Source organism: Hydrococcus rivularis NIES-593 (genome assembly GCF_001904635.1).
GTDB classification, from domain to species: Bacteria; Cyanobacteriota; Cyanobacteriia; order Cyanobacteriales; family Microcystaceae; genus Hydrococcus; species Hydrococcus rivularis.
This window is the reverse complement of the sequence record NZ_MRCB01000021.1, coordinates 30,160-47,298: the sequence shown is the minus strand read 5'-3', so window position 1 is coordinate 47,298 and position 17,139 is coordinate 30,160. Positions and strand designations below refer to the sequence as shown.

Genomic DNA, 17,139 nt, shown 5'->3' with positions numbered 1-17,139 from the left:
GAATTGAATTGAAATTATAGTCCAGAAATAATCAAAGTAAATCCTTCCACAGTCCCAAAAGAGTGGCTATTATTAGGTAATTGTAATATTTCTAGAGTTGTTCGATCTAAAAGCATATAAGCTGTTCTCGATTTTAACTGCTGTAATGTAGCTACATCTTTAGCAATAACTTGGCGATCGCTATAAAAATCTAAACTTGGGCGATCGTAGGCAAAAGAAGTATAAACTTCTGTATTAGGAGGAGTATGCATTTGAATCAAAGCAGCGACAGGTTTTACCGGGAAAGCTTCATTTAACTCCCAAACCCAAGATTTAGAAGTTACAAACAATAACAAAGTTGTATAAATTCCGACGAACAAAATTGGGATAAAAATACGATTATTCTGTTGAATTCTCAAAGCAGTATAAACCATCGTTAGCATTAAAAATACAGCCATTACGATTAAAATCGGTTGCGGATCGGTTAGGAGTAAGTAAATGCCACCTCCTAAAGCAGCAAAGGCTAAAAAGATAAAAATACCGACAAAAAATTTTGAGTACTTTTTGTTATTTTGCCAAAGTTTTTCTAAGTAAGCACCAACCGCAAGCGCTACAAAAGGATAAACGGGCATGATATACCAAGGAAGTTTAGTGCCCATCAAAGAAATCGTTCCCATGTATATAATTGAACCAATAAGAACTAAACTTCCCCAACTCTGGTTGCGTTGTTGCCAAGCAAGTAGAAATCCTCCCGGCAAAAATAATAACCAGGGAACCGTATATTTGATTAATTCAATAAAGTAATACCAAAATTCTCCCTGATGCCCATCTAGTGAAGTCGATAAGCGCTCGAAACTTTGCGAATGAAAATGAACTTGAATAAATAAATCTCCATAATGCTGTATTTGTAGCAAGTACCAAACAATAACGGGAAGAAAACCGAGAAAAATTCCCAACCACAAATAAGGACTTATTAATAACCTTATTTGCTTATTAACCAAGAGAAAAATCCCTGCGATCGCGCCCAATGCAAGTACTAAAATCCCCTTAGTCAAAGCAATTGCTCCCAATCCAATTCCAACGCCAATGCAAGCGCGATCGTTGTGACGTGCTTTTAATAAAAACCAGAGAGAGAAGATAAAAAAAGTATTGATTACCCCATCCAACATTGCCAGTCGTCCGTGACGCACGACGGGTAAAAGCGTCAAATAAACCAAAGCACTAAAAACGGCTGGAAGGCGATAAGAAAAAACTTCTTTACCTAATAAATAAAGCAAAGGAACGCCGCAAGCAGTTAACAAAGCACCAGGCAGGCGTGTAGTAAACTCATTAATTCCTCCCCAATGATAGCTAATAGTAATTAACCACATCATTAAAGGAGGTTTGAGTAGAAAAGGCTCTCCTAAATACGTCGGATAAAGCCAATTTCCAGACCGCAACATATCCCTAGCAACGATACCATAATATCCCTCATCCCAATCTCGCAGAGGCAAATTTCCCAAAGCAACTAACCAGAGAAAGATAGCAGCAATAGATAATCCCAAAAGCAATTTGAATTCTGATTTTAGTGGTTGGTCATTGGTCATTCGATGCAAGGATTTTAGATTTTAGATTTTGGATTGAGGATTGTTAGTAGTTAATTCTTTCCCAGTCCCCCAACTCCCCCCACACTCCCCTCTCCCTCTGCGCCCGAAGCGCCTCTGCGTGAAATAAAAAAATCAGGACTGTTTTAAAATCGGTTCTACTTCCTGACGAAAACCTTCCCAAGCAAGCAAAGCAGACGTATCGGAAGCAACTCCCCGTTGCATGAAAATAACCCCATCTTGACAGCCTACCATTCCATAACTACCCTGCTCTAATAACCGTGCGATCGCGCCAACCAGATCTCGCAGTCGATCTCGATCATCTTCAAAAGCAACTTGGTACTGCTGAAGTTGTCGTAAATCGGCAATAACATAATCGATACTAACCTTCTCTCCCGCATCATTAATCAACTCTAACGACGGAAATCCTAATATTTCCCGACGACCAGAAATATGGGGAACGATATGACGAGTTGCCGATACGCTAGCATTGGAGGGAATTTTTGCCAAAAATGAGTTAATAATGCTTGCACGTTGCCACTGTTGCCATGGCGAGGCATAAACCCAGGGATCGAATGAATCGGGAATGAGAAAAGACAGCGCGCGATGGGGATTAGAGGTTAATGCAAAAAAGATCGATACACCGATGCAAAACGCCCAAAAACGTCGCAATTTAGGTTTAAAAGCACCAGGATGGTGCGACCACCAAATAATTGCGCCATAAAATAGCCCCGGTACAACAGTTAAGGCAAAGCGCATATTCATCGACAATGCCCAATAGTCGTCTCGCAGCAACAATACCAGTAGCGGCGCAGCAATTAGCATCCATGTCGATGGCGAAATAACAGGGACAAGCGCAAGGGGAAGAGAATGATTGAAAATGTATTGAATCGTCCTGCCCAAGGGAGTAACGATTTCCAGCAAAAGTTGCCAGGGCTTGCTTATAATTGCCCAGAGTACCTCTAGACTGGAAGTTTTGTCGCCCTCGACGAAGTTACCGAACTGTTTGACTAGAAATCTTCCAGAGACATCATGGGAAAACAGAGGCATCACCTTGCTAGTAATGACGATGGCATAGCTAAAACTGAGGATGCAGACAGCTAGACCAATCCAAGGATAGCGCTTGCTGGCGATGAGATAAAATCCGATGCCGAACAGAAGAATGCCCGCATCCTCTCGCACTGCCAAAATTAATGCAGCTAGTCCCCAAAACCACCCCCAGGAACGCTTTTCTAAAGCTAGCAGCAACCCAAATGTAAACAAAGGTAACTGACAGAGGTCTTGAAAATTTCCCAATGTCGGACCGATGACTGCCTTGGTGCCATAAAAACCTGCCATAATCATGACTGACAGTTTGGGGTCGAGGCGCTGACGAGCTAATATATACAAAACGACTCCCGCAACCGTTATCAGGGTCACATTCAAAGCTAGCAAAGTGCCTGCTGACGGGAGAATCGCATAGATAGGTAACCACAGCAATAGGGCAGGCGTAAAATGTTGCCCCAAGCGATGGTAGGAAACCTCTGGGATGGGAACAGAAATAGACTCGCTAGATGAAAGAGAACTTTGAAAGAATCTACCGTGAATTCCGTTCCAAAAAACTTGATTGAAAATACCTTGGTCGAAAGAACTATAGGAAGGGTAGTAACTGTAGTGACGATGGAGTACGAGGATTAACTCGACAGTAAAGAATATAATAGCAGCCGCGATCGCGCTGCGATCGCGATCGATGCTTAGTTTCTTAAGCTTTGCAATCATTTAGGTTTTTTAGAGTTAGCTTTTACGTTATATAAATAATACTTTTCACCAGAAACTAGACTCTCAGTAAAAGAGGCAATTGGAGACACGATAATATCATCTCTCGATTGCTCCAGATTGTAGTTTAGGATTAAAAGAATCTCCGGATTATTTTCTCTCACAAGTTGGCTAACTTGCTCTAATACTATACTCGGTTCTACATCTTTTCTTTGACTATTAAAAAGAGTGAAGCTACCTAACCTCTGTCTTTCGGGATAATAAATCTTGCGATTGAGATAACCGCTAATTGGTGCCATATTAACATCTCGACTCCCTACTATAAACATTCGATCTAGGTTATGGCTTTTAATATAATTTGCCGTTTCGCGACCAGCAGAATAGGGGACTTGTAAATCTCGACTAAAAGCTACCAATCCTCCAGCTAACTGAGCATACAATACGATCGCGATAAAAATCTTTTTTCGTTTGCGAACAAACTGCATCCAATTAATTATTTTTTTCTGGAGCGCAAGCGAGAATTTTTTGATATTTTTAGTCAATAAATTTGACGGAGGATAATAACTGGCTAGCCAAAGCGATGCAAGCAAGATAATATAATGATGCCCATAATGTCTAGGAACGCCTAAGAATTTTATGTAGTTGAAAAATAAAATTATCAAGGTACTGGTAATATAAAAGAATAAAATTAAAGGTTTTCTAATCAGGAGCGTAGACACAAACACTACTATAAATAAAGTAACGAGAGAAAAACAAAATAATGATAAATGCTGAGAATCTCCAGGAATTAAAACAACGATATAACCATTCCAAATACGCGCGATCGCTTGGGTTAATCGATGCAAATCAAATTGGAACATCCAGCGATTTAATCCCCCCTGCAAATTACTATCTGACGGAGGAATAATGGTTAAAACTGAAACAATTATTCCCCAAAAAAATATTAAAATGCTGGCAATGATATTCGATGCTTGAATAGTAAAATTGCGATCGCTTTTTCTAATTGTAATACGATCGAATATCAAAGTTAATCCTAAAGCAACTGAAATCAATAAACAGTAAGCATTAGTATTTGCCATTAAAGCTAAAATAGCAGAAAGAAAGATGTAACCTCTGTCTCTAGAAGGAAATAAAGCACAAAATAAAAATATATACAATACTCCAATTGCATAATTTCTACTAATTAATAAGTATTCATAAAAAGGAAAATATCCAAAAGAAAATAAAATTTTTTGAAATTGTGTAAAAGGTGAGTACTTGGCAAAAATATAGATAGTTGTCGTAGCTATAAGCAAATGGAAAATCTGCATTGCTACAGGATTATCGGTAAACTGATTAATAATATATAGACATATATACCAAAGACTGGGATGACCTTCATATTTTATATTCTGGAAAAGTTCGATAAGAGAAATACTATCTCTAGTAATCAACCAGACATTTAACTCATCTCGCCACATGGCATGATTGAGAATGCCAACTAAACCAAAGCAAAAGAATAATGAAGTTAACCATAAAACAAAAAGACAATCGTCTTTCTTTCCAGCTATATCCTGGGAGATCTTATCGATTAATTGCATCTTAAAAAAATCCTTCAATCAGTTTTATTTTAAATGTGCTTTTTTGCTAGATTCTGTTGCCAGCAATATATATATAATATTTTTCGTTATGAATAAAAGCATTAGTAAATTTCTTTAAAAAAGATAACTTTAAATCGTCTCTTGAAGTCTTGAGTTCATAATTTAAAATCAATAAAATATTTTGATTTTTTTCATGAGAAATTGTACTTACCTGTTCTAAAATTTCATCGACATTTGTTAGTTGGCGTTGACTATTAAACAAAACAAAGCTACCAAATTTTTGACTCTCTGGATAGTAAATTTTTCGATTGAGATAAGCACAAATAGGCGAAATGGCAAAATCTTCGCTTCCTACAATAAACATTTTCTCTAAATGATGACTTTGAATATAGTTTGCTGTTTCTCGACTGGCAGAATAGGGGATGAATAAATCTCGACTAAAAGCAATTATTCCTGCTGTAAGCTGGGCATATAAAATTATCATTATAAAAGTCGTTTTATATCGACTGACAAAATTGCTCCAGTTAGCTATTGCGCTATTAATTTGACTAGGTAATTTGGTTAATGTATGAATTAATAGCTTCGATGGAGAATAATAACTAGCTAACCATAACGAGACAATCAAAATAATGTACAAATGTCCATAGTGTCTTGCAGATCCTAGAAATTTAACATAGGTAAAAGTTAGAATTTCTAGATTAGCAATAAGATAGAAAAGTAGCGCAATAGGTTTTCTAATAAAAATAGTTACTGCAAAAGCCAATATACTTAAAGAAAAGAGGGTAAATATAAAAAGATCTAAAGGCTTGGAATCAGTTGGAACTAAAATTAAAATATAACTATTCCAAATCCTTGTTATTGTCCTAGCCAATTGAACGAGATCGAATTGCAGCATCCATTCAGTTGCGCCTCCTTGTAAATTACTATCTATCGGAGGGATAAGAGTGGCTACTGAGGTACTTACACCAATAAAAAATATGACTAAACTAATAATAATATTTAACTGGCTCGCTGTCGATTTATAGTTCAGCTTCTCCTTCCAGAAATACTCTAAGAGCAAGATAATTGTAAACGCGATCGCAATTAACAAGCAATAAGCATTTGTATTTGCCATTAAAGCTAGAATGAATGATAATTTTAGATAACTTTTTTGTCTAGATTCAAAGCAAAAACAAAAAAGAAAAATAGTCAATAAACCTATCGCATAATTTCGACTAATTAATAAATATTCATAAAATGGTAAATATCCAAACAGAAATAGTATTTTTTGCAGTTTAGTAAACGGAGAAAATTTAAGAAAAAAGTAAGCCGATCCAGTAGCGATAAACAAATGCAAAACTTGCATTGCTATGGGATTATGAGTCAATTGATTGAGTAAATCCAAACAGAGATACCAAAGCAGGGGATGACCTTCATATTTAACATTAGAAAATAGCTCATAAATCGTATGACTATCTCTAGCAATCAGCCAGCCATTTAATTCATCTCGCCACATAGCATGATTGAGAATACCAATCAAGCCAAACACGAAAAATATAGAGAGTGAAGAAAGCTCTAAACCCCGATCTTTCTTTTGAAATAAATTAAACAATTCTCGCGTTTTCTGTTGGATTAATATCATTACTAATTTTTGCGATCGCTTTTGCTAGTATTTCGAGCGCTGGCAGGTATTAACTCATTGTAGACTGCCTGAATGCTCATGGTTGTTCCTTAATGACAAGTGCGTTCGATTAACAGACTGTTGCCTCCTGCGACTAGAAAAAGATTTTCGAGAATGTCAAATAACCATTAACAAATGACATAATTGATAACGAAAGTTTACAGGGAGGACAAGACGATTGACTACTCGCGTTATTATCGTGCGTCACGGACAAAGTAGCTACAACGCCCAGAAAAAAATTCAAGGTCGCTGCGACGAGTCAGTCTTGACGGAAAAAGGGCGCGTCGATGCCGAGACAGTTGGTACTGCCCTTAGTAAACTAAACATTGATGCCTTTTACTCTAGTCCTTTGCAACGGGCAAAATCAACAGCCCAAATCATTCAAAGCTGTATAGAGAATCCTCCCACCCTACAAGCGACGGATAAGTTAATGGAAATCGATTTGCCGCTTTGGGAAAACTTGCCCAAATCCGAAGTAGAAAAAAGATTTCCAGAAGACTATCGTTGCTGGAAAGAACGCCCTCACGAATTCAAAATGCTGTTGTCTAGTCCCGAAGGACAGCGGGAACACTTTCCCGTTCTCTCTCTCTACGAACAGGCGCAGCAATTTTGGCAAGAAATCCTTCCCCAACATCAAGGAAAAACGATTGTAATCGTGGCGCACAATGGCATCAATCGCTGCTTAATTATGAGTGCCCTTGGCATTCCCCCCTCTCGCTACCATTCCATTCAGCAGTCCAACTGCTGTATCAACGTATTGAACTTTAGCGGGAATTGGGGCGAACCCGTCCAGTTAGAATCGTTGAATCAAATTTCTCACTTAGGCAACCCCCTTCCTTCACCCCGCAATCCCCATAAAGGACCTCGTTTCTTATTGATTCGTCACGGGGAAACTCAGTGGAATCGCGAGTCGCGCTTTCAGGGAATTCGCGATATTCCCCTCAACGACAGAGGAAGGGAACAAGCCCAGAGGACGGCAGAGTTTCTTAAGGATGTGGCAATTGACTTCGCACTCAGCAGTCCGATGTTGCGTCCCAAAGAAACCGCAGAAATCATACTTCAGAATCATCCCAACGTCAGTTTAGACCTTCAGGAACAATTGACGGAAATTTGTCACGGACTTTGGGAAGGGAAACTAGAAACAGAGATCGAAAGCGAATTTCCTGGGTTGCTGCGCCAGTGGAAAGAAGCCCCAGAAACCGTACAAATGCCAGAAGGAGAAAATTTGCAACAGGTTTGGGATCGCGCGATCGCCAACTGGAACGATCTGGTAAAATACTATGCCAATTCGCCAGAACCAAGAACGGGTATTGTAGTCGCCCACGATGCCATTAACAAAGTCATCCTCTGCTATCTCCTCGGGTTGCAACCTGCTAATTTCTGGAACATCAAACAGGGCAATGGTGGCGTTAGCGTCATTGACTATCCCGACGGGGCAGAGGGAATGCCAGTCTTACAGGCGATTAATATTACCACTCATTTAGGTTCTGGAATTTTAGATAAGACGGCAGCAGGGGCATTGTAATCAGTTGTCAGCAATCGGTCATTTTCGGTAAACTTCAGGATTGACGCAATGGGGTAAACGCTCCCCCATTAATCCAGCCACTAAATTTTGCGCTGCCATCAATGCCATTTGCGATCGCGTCTTGTAGGAAGCACTGCCGATGTGAGGTACGATGATGAGATTGGGCAAAGTCAATAAAGGACTGTCAAGGGGGATGGGTTCGGGTTCGGTAACATCTAAAGCAGCCCCAGCGATTTGACCCGTCTTAAGAGCATCATACAGCGCTTCTGGATTGACGATCGCGCCCCGCGCCGTATTGATGAGAATGGCTGACGGTTTCATCTGCTCGAACTGCGGGCGATCGAACAAGTGAAAGGTATCATCAGATAAAATCGTATGAATAGTCACAAAATCCGACTCTTGTAGCAATTGCTCAAAAGAAGCATATTCAACGCCTAGCGATCGCTCTAATTCTGCCTCACGCCGATGCCGACTGTAGTAGAGAATCCGCATCTCAAATCCCTTGGCACGGCGGGCAACCGCTTGTCCGATGCGTCCAAAACCGACAATCCCTAAAGTCGATCCCGTTACATCCGCTCCCAACAATACCATTGGTTCCCAAGTCTGCCAATGTCCCTCGCGCAGAAATTTTTCGGCTTCAACAATTCTTCGCGCTGCTGCCATGAGTAATGCCCAAGTTAAGTCAGCCGTTGCATCCGTCAGAACTCCGGGCGTATTGCCGACAGGAATACCTCTCGCTGTCGCCGCAGCTACATCGATATTGTCGTAACCGACTGCCATCTGGCTAATGACTTTTAGGGATCTGCCTGCTTCTATTAAATCTTTATCAATGCGATCGCTCAGCAGACAGAGTAACCCATCGATATCCCGAATTTTTTCCCGGATTATCTCATAAGGAGGCGGTTGGCATTCCGTCCAGATCTCCATTGAGGCGCGATCGCGCAAATATTCTAATCCAGCATCGGGAATACGGCGCGTGACGAAGATTTTGGGCAAAGACATCGATCAAATCAGAAGTTGTAGATATTTTGATGGAGTAACTCTTTAAAATAGATTCGGTCGATCGCGTATTTAATGGCCTGAAACATTTGTCAAGTCGTCTTTAGATGACTTGAAATATGAGGCAGCGATTTCAATCGCTGGCGTATTATTGACCTTAGCATCTTATACCAATTTNCAGGTTTTCGCGATCGACATTCTTCTCCCCTCTCCCAAATAGGGAGAGGGGTTAGGGGTGAGGGCAATCGACTATCTGTGTCATTAATGAATGAAAAATGGTATTAGACAAAAAAATATTGAGAGCGATCGCTCCCATCCCAACCTTGCTTGAAGTTTACCCTACTATTAACACTAATCCCTTGAGATACAATCCTTCTGGATGATAAATACTGACTGGATGGTCGGGGGGTTGGGTGAGGTGGTGCAGAACGCGAATTGGCTTGCCAGACTCGATCGCGGCAGCAGTGACGGCACCTTGAAAATGGTCTAGTCCGACGACTTGCGAACAAGAAAATGTCAATAAAATTCCGGGCGATCGCAATTTGTCTAAAGCTAATTTGTTCAACCGTTTATATGCCATAACCGCTTGATGGCGTGCCGAGAGATTTTTGGCAAAAGCCGGCGGATCGAGTACGATAACATCATATTCCCCGTCGTACTTTTTGAGAAAATCAAAGACATCTACAGCCGAGGTTTCGTGAGGAATTTGACCTGGATTGTTTAACGATACGTTACGATCTGCCCATTCGATCGCTTTTGCCGAACTATCGACTGAATGAACGAAACTCGCGCCTGCTTTCACTGCATAGGCAGAAAATCCGCCAGAATAGCAAAATGTATTCAAAACTCGCTTGCCTGCGACGTATTTAGCTAGCAGCAATCGATTTTCTCGCTGATCGATGAAAAAGCCCGTTTTTTGTCCTTCCTCCCAATCTACATAGAAGCGATGGCCGTACTCTAGCACTTCGCCATCTTCTCTCGATCCCAGTAAATATTGGTTTTCTACCTGTATTTGGGTTTTGGAGAGAACGGAAGCACTTTTATCGTAGACTGCTCTTAAGTCTTGACCGTAAACTTTCTGCAAGCATTCGACAATGAGCGATCGCTGCTCGTACATGCCAATAGAATAAGCTTGTAGCACAGCAGTTCCATTATACCAGTCAACAATTAATCCCGGCAATCCATCTCCTTCTGCGTTAATTAACCGATAGCAAGTTGTTTGTTTGCTAGCAGCTAAGCCGATTTCTTTTCTCATCCAATAAGCATTCTGAAATTTTTCGAGAAACAATCGATCGATGTCCGATACTTTCTCGAAAGAGAAAATTTTTACGGCAATATTTCCGGGACTGTAGTGTCCGGTTGCTAGATACTCGCCACTGTTGCTGTATACGTCTACAATTTCACCCTCTCTCAACCCAGTATCTTTCTTTTTAATGGCACCGGAAAAAATCCAAGGATGGAACCGTTTAACGGCATCTGCTTTGCTATCGTGCAGAAAGATTCGTGAAAAGTTTGGCATCGGTCAGTAAAATTTTCAGCCATTTCTCAATATAGTCTTTTAATCGCTCAAAGCTCAGCACCTGCGCTTCAAGCGATAAGAGAATGAATTCCCCCTCGCCTATAGGAATCAATGATTACTAGATAAGGCTTTCAGTCTATTTTAATGGACTGATGCTTTTAGCCAAGAAATTGATTTCTTGGCTTTGCGTACAATAAACTGATTTAGACAAAACTAAGCGGAAAACAATGGCAATAAATTTCGTCCTTCTTCTAGCAATGCCTAATTCAAAATTATTATGCAACGTCGCACTTTTCTTAAATACTCTAGTCTAGGAGTCGCTAGTGCAATCGTTACTGCTTGTAGCGATCGCGGTTCTAATAATGAACCAATCCAGATCGAACAACCGCGCCCCAGCAACTTTGACAAACTAGAGAAAACCTCTCTCACCCTTGGCTACGTTCCAATGACTGATGCTGCCCCTCTCATTGTTGCCCAGGAGAAGGGCTTTTTTTCGCGCTATGGGCTGACAGTTACCTTAAGCAAGCAAGCGAGTTGGGAAGAGATCGAAAAGGGATTGCTCGAATGGCGCTTTGATGCGGCACAAGCGTTATACGGGATGCCGATGCTGGCTCAACTGGGGGCAAAAGCCGCCTCAATGGTAGCTCTAATGACGCTCAACCTCAATGGAAGCGCGATCGCTCTTTCGCAGAAAGCTTGGAAAGCTGACATTCGTCCTTCGATCGATTACGTCAACTTTCAGGAATTTTCCGACAGCTTTATCAAATATATTCGAGGCTTTCAGAAATCTCCTAACTTCGCCATAGAATCGGCTGCTTCGATCGAAAACTATCTCTACCGCTACTGGCTAGCTGCAATGGGGATCGCTCCCGAAAAAGAAGTAAAATTTACTGAAATTTCTCCCTCGCAAGCGATCTTTAAGCTACAGGCAGGCAGTATTGATGGTTCTTGCATTGGCGAACCTTGGAATCAGGATGCAGTTTTGAAAAAGGCGGCATTCGTGACTTATGCGAGTCGAGATATCTGGAAGGGACATCCAAACAAAGTTTTAGCTGCTATGCAAGGCTGGGTAGATAAGAATCCGACCACGGCAAAAGCTTTAGTTGCCGCACTTATAGAGGCTTGTCAGTTTTGCGATCGCCCGGAAAATCATGCAGATGTCGCCCTACTCCTAGCACAGAGTCAATATCTCAACGCCGAAATCAAAGCGATCGAGCCATCTTTAGGAGGCAAATATAACTACTCTCAATTAGCAGACCAAGAAGGCGTTGCCTCGATTCCCGATTTTAATATCTTTCACTACCGGCCAACGGATTATCTCAAACAATCCGATTGTGCTAACTATCCCTGGCGTTCTCATGCAGTTTGGTTGCTCACTCAAATGATTCGCTGGAATCAGATCGATCGCCGAGAATATCCTCAAAATGCCGATGAAATCCTCAACAAAATCTACCCCACAGAAATTTATGAAGAGGTTGCCAAGGCACTCAACATCCTACTTCCGACTGACAAAATGAAAAAAGAACCCGCTACAGCATTTATCGACGGACGAGAGTTCGATCCGAGTCAACCCGTAGCTTATCTCAATCAATTCGTGCTGCGGGCAGGGCGATCTAAAATCTTTGCACTCAGAACCGAAAGGGATTAAAATCGCTGCCTCAGATGTAAAGTCTCTTTAGACGACTGGATAAGTGTCCGAGTCCATTTGATGTGATACAGACGCTAATTATTTAATTTTTTTGGTTGTGCTTGGGCATACCCTTCGCGGGGCATTGATAAATCAGGGTATGATTGTCCGATTGTTTATAGTTTTTGCAACGAAACCCAAAAAGGTGCCGTTTGAAACTAAAATAGTAAATAGTTATAAAGTTTTTAATTGCTGTCAATCTCCACTATGCTCAAGACTTTTTCCTCAAAGACTTCTCCCATCGTCCTGGCTTCGGTAGCTGACTATTTCAAAGTCCTTTCCGAAGTCAGTCGGCTTCAGATTTTAAGTTGTTTGAGGTCGGGGGCGATGAATGGAAAGGAAATTACGGAAGCGACCGGTTTAGGGCAGGCTAATCTGTCAAAACATTTGAAGGCGCTGACTCAAGCTGGGATCATATCTCGCCAACCACAAGGCGTTAGCGTCTACTATGAGATTGCTGACCCAATGATTTTTGACTTGTGCGAATTGGTGTGCGATCGCATTAGTAACCAAATGCAACAACGGGCTAAAGAATTTGAACAGCTTACAGCATTTACTACCCCCTCAACAGAACTATTCAATATTTCCCTAAAAAAATCCTAAACCGAGACTTTGAGATTTTCTTCCCACCGACGTGGTCCTTTCTCGCGGCGAATGTCTCGCCAAATCTGAGTGGCGGCTAAAGCGCCGTCGCCAGCCGCTACCACCACCTGATTCAGCCCCACCTTTAAATCGCCAATCGCAAAAATCCGAGGGTGGGAAGTTCGACCCATCTTATCGGTGACGAGATTGCCACCCTTTAACTCCAAATCTATTCTTTGGAGATAAGTATTGTGATAGCGAGAACCCATCGAAATCAAACCCGTTTCCAACTCGACGACCGACCCATCCGTCAACTCTACGCCCGTCATTTGATGTTTTTGACCCAAAAATTTCTTGATGGGTGTCTCTATCAGGCGATAGCCATGTTCCTGTAGCTGGGAGCGAAGTCCGGCACTAACCTCAAACAGTCCGTGAGTAAAGACAGTAATATAGGGCGTAAACCAACTCAAGTTGAAAACCATCTCTTCAATACTGGCTTCGCTACCAGCAAAGAAACCACATTGCTTGTCAGTCATTTCATAGCCATCGCAGACCATGCAGACGTGTAAGTTATAACCCGCATACTGGTAGACATTCTGCATATCTTCTAAAGGCGGTAGATAGTCGATGATGCCGCTGGCAGCAATCAGGTACTTAGAACGAAAAACTGGATAAATACTATTATTGCGACCGACTTTAACTCGCACGGCAAAAGTGTCTCCTTCATCGACAACTTCTTCTACGTAAGCGTTGAGAAAATCTCCATTGAGAGAGAGATAATGTTCTTTACCCCGCTTAAGTAGCACGCGACCGGGGGTATCTGGCGGCAACCCTAGATAATTGTGTAATTCTTGCATCCAAAAGGAACGAGCTTTGCCTTTATCGAGAATGAGACTGGAGAGGCGGAATCGCTGTAGATAAATGCCAGCAGAAAGTCCGCCCGCACCGCCACCGACAATAATGACATCGTAAACGCGATCGAGGTTTCGAGCGAGATTTTTCTTCGAGAGTTCCATCGTTTTTTTGTCTATTTTGAGCGAGAACAACCAGGCAATTGAATTCAATAATCCAAAGACAAAATGCGTCCCTGAGTGAAATTAAAAAAAGCTTCTTTCTGAGCTAGTTGTACGCCCTCCATTAAATCCGAGGGTTGGCGATCGGCAGCTTAATTAGCTTGGGTAAGAGGGTTTGTGCTGATTCAAACTCTCTAAATTCAATCGTTTTCCCATTCTTGAGAGGAACTTCTACGCCTTTGATGTCAAAGAACACTAACGGGGATAGATGAGTAGTGCGCGATCGCGCAGAAGTTGAAGTAGATATCATAGTACTACTCTCCCTTCAGAGTTATATTAATTTTATAACTAAATAGTAATTTGTTCAACCTATAATAGGAGGCTCAAAACTCCTTTGAGGTTTGGCTTCGGGTTTCCGATCGGTGTATCCTGGAGTTTGCTGTTAATATCGGTTATCTATCAGCACAAAAACTGTTGTGAGCAGAATCGGCAAGTTTGTGCTATTCATAGGAGAAGTGGGAATTTAAAAGCCAGTAACTTTTATCTTTTTACTTCTCCTGCCTTTTTTCTAATTTACATTAGACGTATTAAAACTTTTCTAATAACAATGGCTAAACTTTCTGTAGAACTACAGCGCTATTTTTTTGAAGAAGAAAGACAAGGTGAAATTAAACTGGTAGAAGTCCTTACCTTGGCAGGAGAACGCATATTTGGCTTTTTATTTGTTATTCTTTCTCTTCCTTCTGCCTTGCCGATTCCCGCACCTGGTTACTCAATTCCTTTTGGGATTCTGATGTTTCTTTTAGCCATTCAATTAATCGCAGGTGCTAAAGTGCCTTGGCTGCCTGAAAAGATGATGCACGGCTCGATGAAGTTGGAAAGCGCTCAGAAAATTGTCAAAGCAGGGATTCCTTGGCTCAAAAGAATTGAAGCCATTACTCGTCCTCGCATGACTTATGTTTGTACTACATTAACTGGTAGAGTCCTAATAGGAATCGCGATCGCGCTGATGTCCATTTCTATGATGATTCCCATTCCTGGAACCAATACCTTACCGGCAATGGGAATTTTTGTCACAGCCTTTGGTTTACAGGAAGATGATGGCTTTATCAGTCTCGGCGGTTTAGCGATCTGCTTAATGGCAGGCGTTCTTTCCACGTCAATTATCATTGCCGTCATTTGGGGGGGGAGCAGTTTATTAGACGTAATCAAAACTTGGCTGAAATCAGTCATGAGTTATTGACACTCTCTCAATTATCAAGTTGTCTTGAATCGAAATAGTAAAGCAGTCAGCAGATCCCCTTGAAAGATTGAGTGATTTATTTTACTATTATTTTATAACTAATTAGTTATTTAAGATTAAAAGAAAATAATTTCCCTAACAGCGTGGGAATAGACGGCGATCGCATGGCAGAACCTCGCTCCTTATCCTGCGCTAGATTTAACAAATCGGAGAAAGACCAATGGCTCACATTATCGTAATCGGTGCGGGACTAGGAGGATTGCCAACAGCTTACGAACTGCGACATCTCTTACCGAAGCAGCATCGCATCACCCTGATTTCCGACAAGCCAGAATTTACCTTTATTCCCTCGCTGCCTCACGTCGCTTTTGGCTTAACATCCCTCGAAAAAATCCAACTCAATGTCGAAAAGCTGGTTAAAAATCGGTCGATCGATTGGGTATTGGGACAGGTAGCAGCCCTCAACCCTCACGCCAAACAGATAACCGTAGGAGATAAAACAATTGATTACGATTATGCCGTTATTGCTACGGGAGCCTCCCTCAAACTCGATGCCATACCTGGTTTAGGATCCGAAGGCGGTTATACCCACTCAGTCTGCAATCCTCATCATGCCCTATTAGCGCGAGAAGCCTGGAAAAAATTCGAGCAAAATCCAGGGGCTTTAGTCGTGGGAGCCGTGCCTGGGGCTAGCTGTATGGGACCCGCCTACGAGTTTGCTCTCCTAGCAGATTACGTACTGCGTCAAAAAAGATTGCGCGATCGCGTTTCCATTACCTTTGTTACCCCAGAACCCTATGCGGGTCACTTAGGCATTGGAGGGATGGCAAACTCAGGGAAACTGGTGACAGAATTAATGCAAGAACGGAACGTAGAATTGATTGAAAATGCTGCCATTACTCAGATTGATGCGGAAAGAATCTGCCTAGCAGACGGTCGCCAGTTACCGTTCAAATACGCCATGCTACTGCCACCTTTCTGCGGAGCCAAGTTCTTGCGGGACGTACCGGGATTGACTGATGCTAAAGGCTTTTTACCAGTCCTACCGACCTATCAACATCCCGCTTTCCCTTCTATTTATAGTTTGGGGGTGACTGTGCAACTTGCCCCTCCCGAATCGACTCCAATTCCGATTGGCGTTCCGAAAACGGGTCAGATGACCGAATCGATGGGCATGGCAGTTGCCTACAATCTTGCCAGAGAGTTAGGGGAAATTGAAGCAGCGCCGGTAACTCCTACCCTAGAAGCCATTTGCATGGCGGACTTTGGCGATACTGGGATTCTCTTTGTTGCCAATCCCGTTTTGCCCGATCCGGTGACGGGAAAGCGGCGCAGAGCTTTTGCGGCGCGGGGCTGGTGGGTGAGTTGGATTAAGACGGCTTTTGAGAAATTTTTCTTAGCCAAGATGCGTTTAGGAATGTCTATCCCCTGGTTCGAGCGCTTGGGATTGTGGCTTTTAGGATTATCTCTCACCAAGCCGATGTCAGCCTCAAGGGAACAAAACTTAGAAATGAAAAAGACGGGCGGGCGGGTGTAAGGGACTTTGCCGTGAGATGGCAAAGCCAGAAAAGCACTTTGTCAGAGATACCAATATTGTCTAATAGCGATCGACACAAAAACGAGATGGAAATGACGCTTAATCCCCAAGAATTTGAAAGTCTAGCAGAGCGATTTAAAATTCTCAGCGAACCGACAAGATTGCAAATCCTATCGGCAATTTGCCAGGGAGAATATAACGTTAATGATATTTGCCGACGGACTGGTCTGCGCCAAGCTAATGTTTCCAAGCACTTACACCTACTCAAAAGAGCGGGGGTCGTGGCTTGTCGTCGAGTAGGCGTATGCCGCTATTATCGCGTCATCGATCGAGACTTGATGAACTTGTGTGCTAAAGCTCGTAGAGAAAAATTTTAAGATGAATTCCCTAAAATCTGGCTACAAATTGTCATGGTTCTCCTCCCACACTTCTCACTTTCCTCTCTCTGACTATCTGTAGCAAGGATTTAGGAAATTG

The 17,139-nt window shown here is 42.0% G+C and carries 14 protein-coding genes; 6 read left to right on the top strand and 8 right to left on the bottom strand.

What is annotated here, in order from left to right; translation table 11 throughout:
- Window positions 1-14: 14 nt before the first annotated feature.
- The 4 genes from NIES593_RS16140 to NIES593_RS16125 all read right to left on the bottom strand — a co-directional run bounded on the left by NIES593_RS16140 (window position 15) and on the right by NIES593_RS16125 (window position 6,518).
- Complete coding sequence (locus tag NIES593_RS16140; protein ID WP_073600557.1) at window positions 15-1,565, bottom strand: ArnT family glycosyltransferase; 1,551 nt, start codon at window positions 1,563-1,565, stop codon at window positions 15-17.
- Between the two features lie 132 nt (window positions 1,566-1,697).
- Window positions 1,698-3,320 (bottom strand): DUF2079 domain-containing protein, encoded by a 1,623-nt coding sequence (locus NIES593_RS16135; protein ID WP_073600556.1) that lies wholly within the window; start codon window positions 3,318-3,320, stop codon window positions 1,698-1,700.
- A complete protein-coding gene (locus NIES593_RS16130; RefSeq protein WP_073600555.1) occupies window positions 3,317-4,897 on the bottom strand; it encodes a hypothetical protein in 1,581 nt (526 codons plus the stop codon). Before NIES593_RS16130 ends, NIES593_RS16135 begins: the two co-directional genes overlap by 4 nt.
- A 46-nt stretch (window positions 4,898-4,943) precedes the next feature.
- Window positions 4,944-6,518, bottom strand: coding sequence for a hypothetical protein (locus NIES593_RS16125; RefSeq protein ID WP_073600554.1), 1,575 nt, complete (start codon window positions 6,516-6,518; stop codon window positions 4,944-4,946).
- Window positions 6,519-6,735: 217 nt separating this feature from the next.
- On the opposite strand from NIES593_RS16125, the gene NIES593_RS16120 reads away from it, so the two are divergent.
- A complete protein-coding gene (locus NIES593_RS16120) occupies window positions 6,736-8,082 on the top strand; it encodes a histidine phosphatase family protein (RefSeq protein ID WP_073600553.1) in 1,347 nt (448 codons plus the stop codon).
- Between the two features lie 18 nt (window positions 8,083-8,100).
- Here NIES593_RS16120 and NIES593_RS16115 read toward each other — a convergent pair whose 3' ends face one another.
- Both NIES593_RS16115 and NIES593_RS16110 read right to left on the bottom strand, forming a co-directional pair.
- Window positions 8,101-9,084: a 2-hydroxyacid dehydrogenase gene (locus NIES593_RS16115; protein WP_073600552.1), complete on the bottom strand. Its 984-nt coding sequence runs from the start codon at window positions 9,082-9,084 to the stop codon at window positions 8,101-8,103.
- Window positions 9,085-9,415: 331 nt separating this feature from the next.
- A complete protein-coding gene (locus tag NIES593_RS16110) occupies window positions 9,416-10,600 on the bottom strand; it encodes a class I SAM-dependent rRNA methyltransferase (RefSeq protein WP_073600551.1) in 1,185 nt (394 codons plus the stop codon).
- A 277-nt stretch (window positions 10,601-10,877) separates the two neighbouring features.
- On the opposite strand from NIES593_RS16110, the gene NIES593_RS16105 reads away from it, so the two are divergent.
- Together NIES593_RS16105 and NIES593_RS16100 are read left to right on the top strand one after the other, a co-directional pair.
- A complete protein-coding gene (locus NIES593_RS16105; protein ID WP_073600550.1) occupies window positions 10,878-12,248 on the top strand; it encodes a CmpA/NrtA family ABC transporter substrate-binding protein in 1,371 nt (456 codons plus the stop codon).
- 246 nt (window positions 12,249-12,494) lie between these two features.
- Window positions 12,495-12,890 (top strand): ArsR/SmtB family transcription factor, encoded by a 396-nt coding sequence (locus NIES593_RS16100; RefSeq protein ID WP_073600549.1) that lies wholly within the window; start codon window positions 12,495-12,497, stop codon window positions 12,888-12,890.
- Here the strand turns inward: NIES593_RS16100 and NIES593_RS16095 are convergent.
- Both NIES593_RS16095 and NIES593_RS24645 read right to left on the bottom strand, forming a co-directional pair.
- Window positions 12,887-13,885 (bottom strand): NAD(P)/FAD-dependent oxidoreductase, encoded by a 999-nt coding sequence (locus NIES593_RS16095; protein ID WP_073600548.1) that lies wholly within the window; start codon window positions 13,883-13,885, stop codon window positions 12,887-12,889. The genes NIES593_RS16100 and NIES593_RS16095 overlap by 4 nt on opposite strands.
- Before the next feature lie 121 nt (window positions 13,886-14,006).
- Window positions 14,007-14,192: a hypothetical protein gene (locus tag NIES593_RS24645; RefSeq protein ID WP_217651936.1), complete on the bottom strand. Its 186-nt coding sequence runs from the start codon at window positions 14,190-14,192 to the stop codon at window positions 14,007-14,009.
- 297 nt (window positions 14,193-14,489) lie between these two features.
- On the opposite strand from NIES593_RS24645, the gene NIES593_RS16090 reads away from it, so the two are divergent.
- The 3 genes from NIES593_RS16090 (at window position 14,490) to NIES593_RS16080 (ending at window position 17,039) form a co-directional block, all read left to right on the top strand.
- Window positions 14,490-15,125, top strand: coding sequence for an exopolysaccharide biosynthesis protein (locus NIES593_RS16090; RefSeq protein ID WP_073600547.1), 636 nt, complete (start codon window positions 14,490-14,492; stop codon window positions 15,123-15,125).
- Between the two features lie 220 nt (window positions 15,126-15,345).
- Window positions 15,346-16,662, top strand: coding sequence for an NAD(P)/FAD-dependent oxidoreductase (locus NIES593_RS16085; RefSeq protein WP_073600546.1), 1,317 nt, complete (start codon window positions 15,346-15,348; stop codon window positions 16,660-16,662).
- A gap of 38 nt (window positions 16,663-16,700) precedes the next feature.
- Complete coding sequence (locus NIES593_RS16080) at window positions 16,701-17,039, top strand: ArsR/SmtB family transcription factor (RefSeq protein ID WP_245817553.1); 339 nt, start codon at window positions 16,701-16,703, stop codon at window positions 17,037-17,039.
- Window positions 17,040-17,139: the final 100 nt, after the last annotated feature.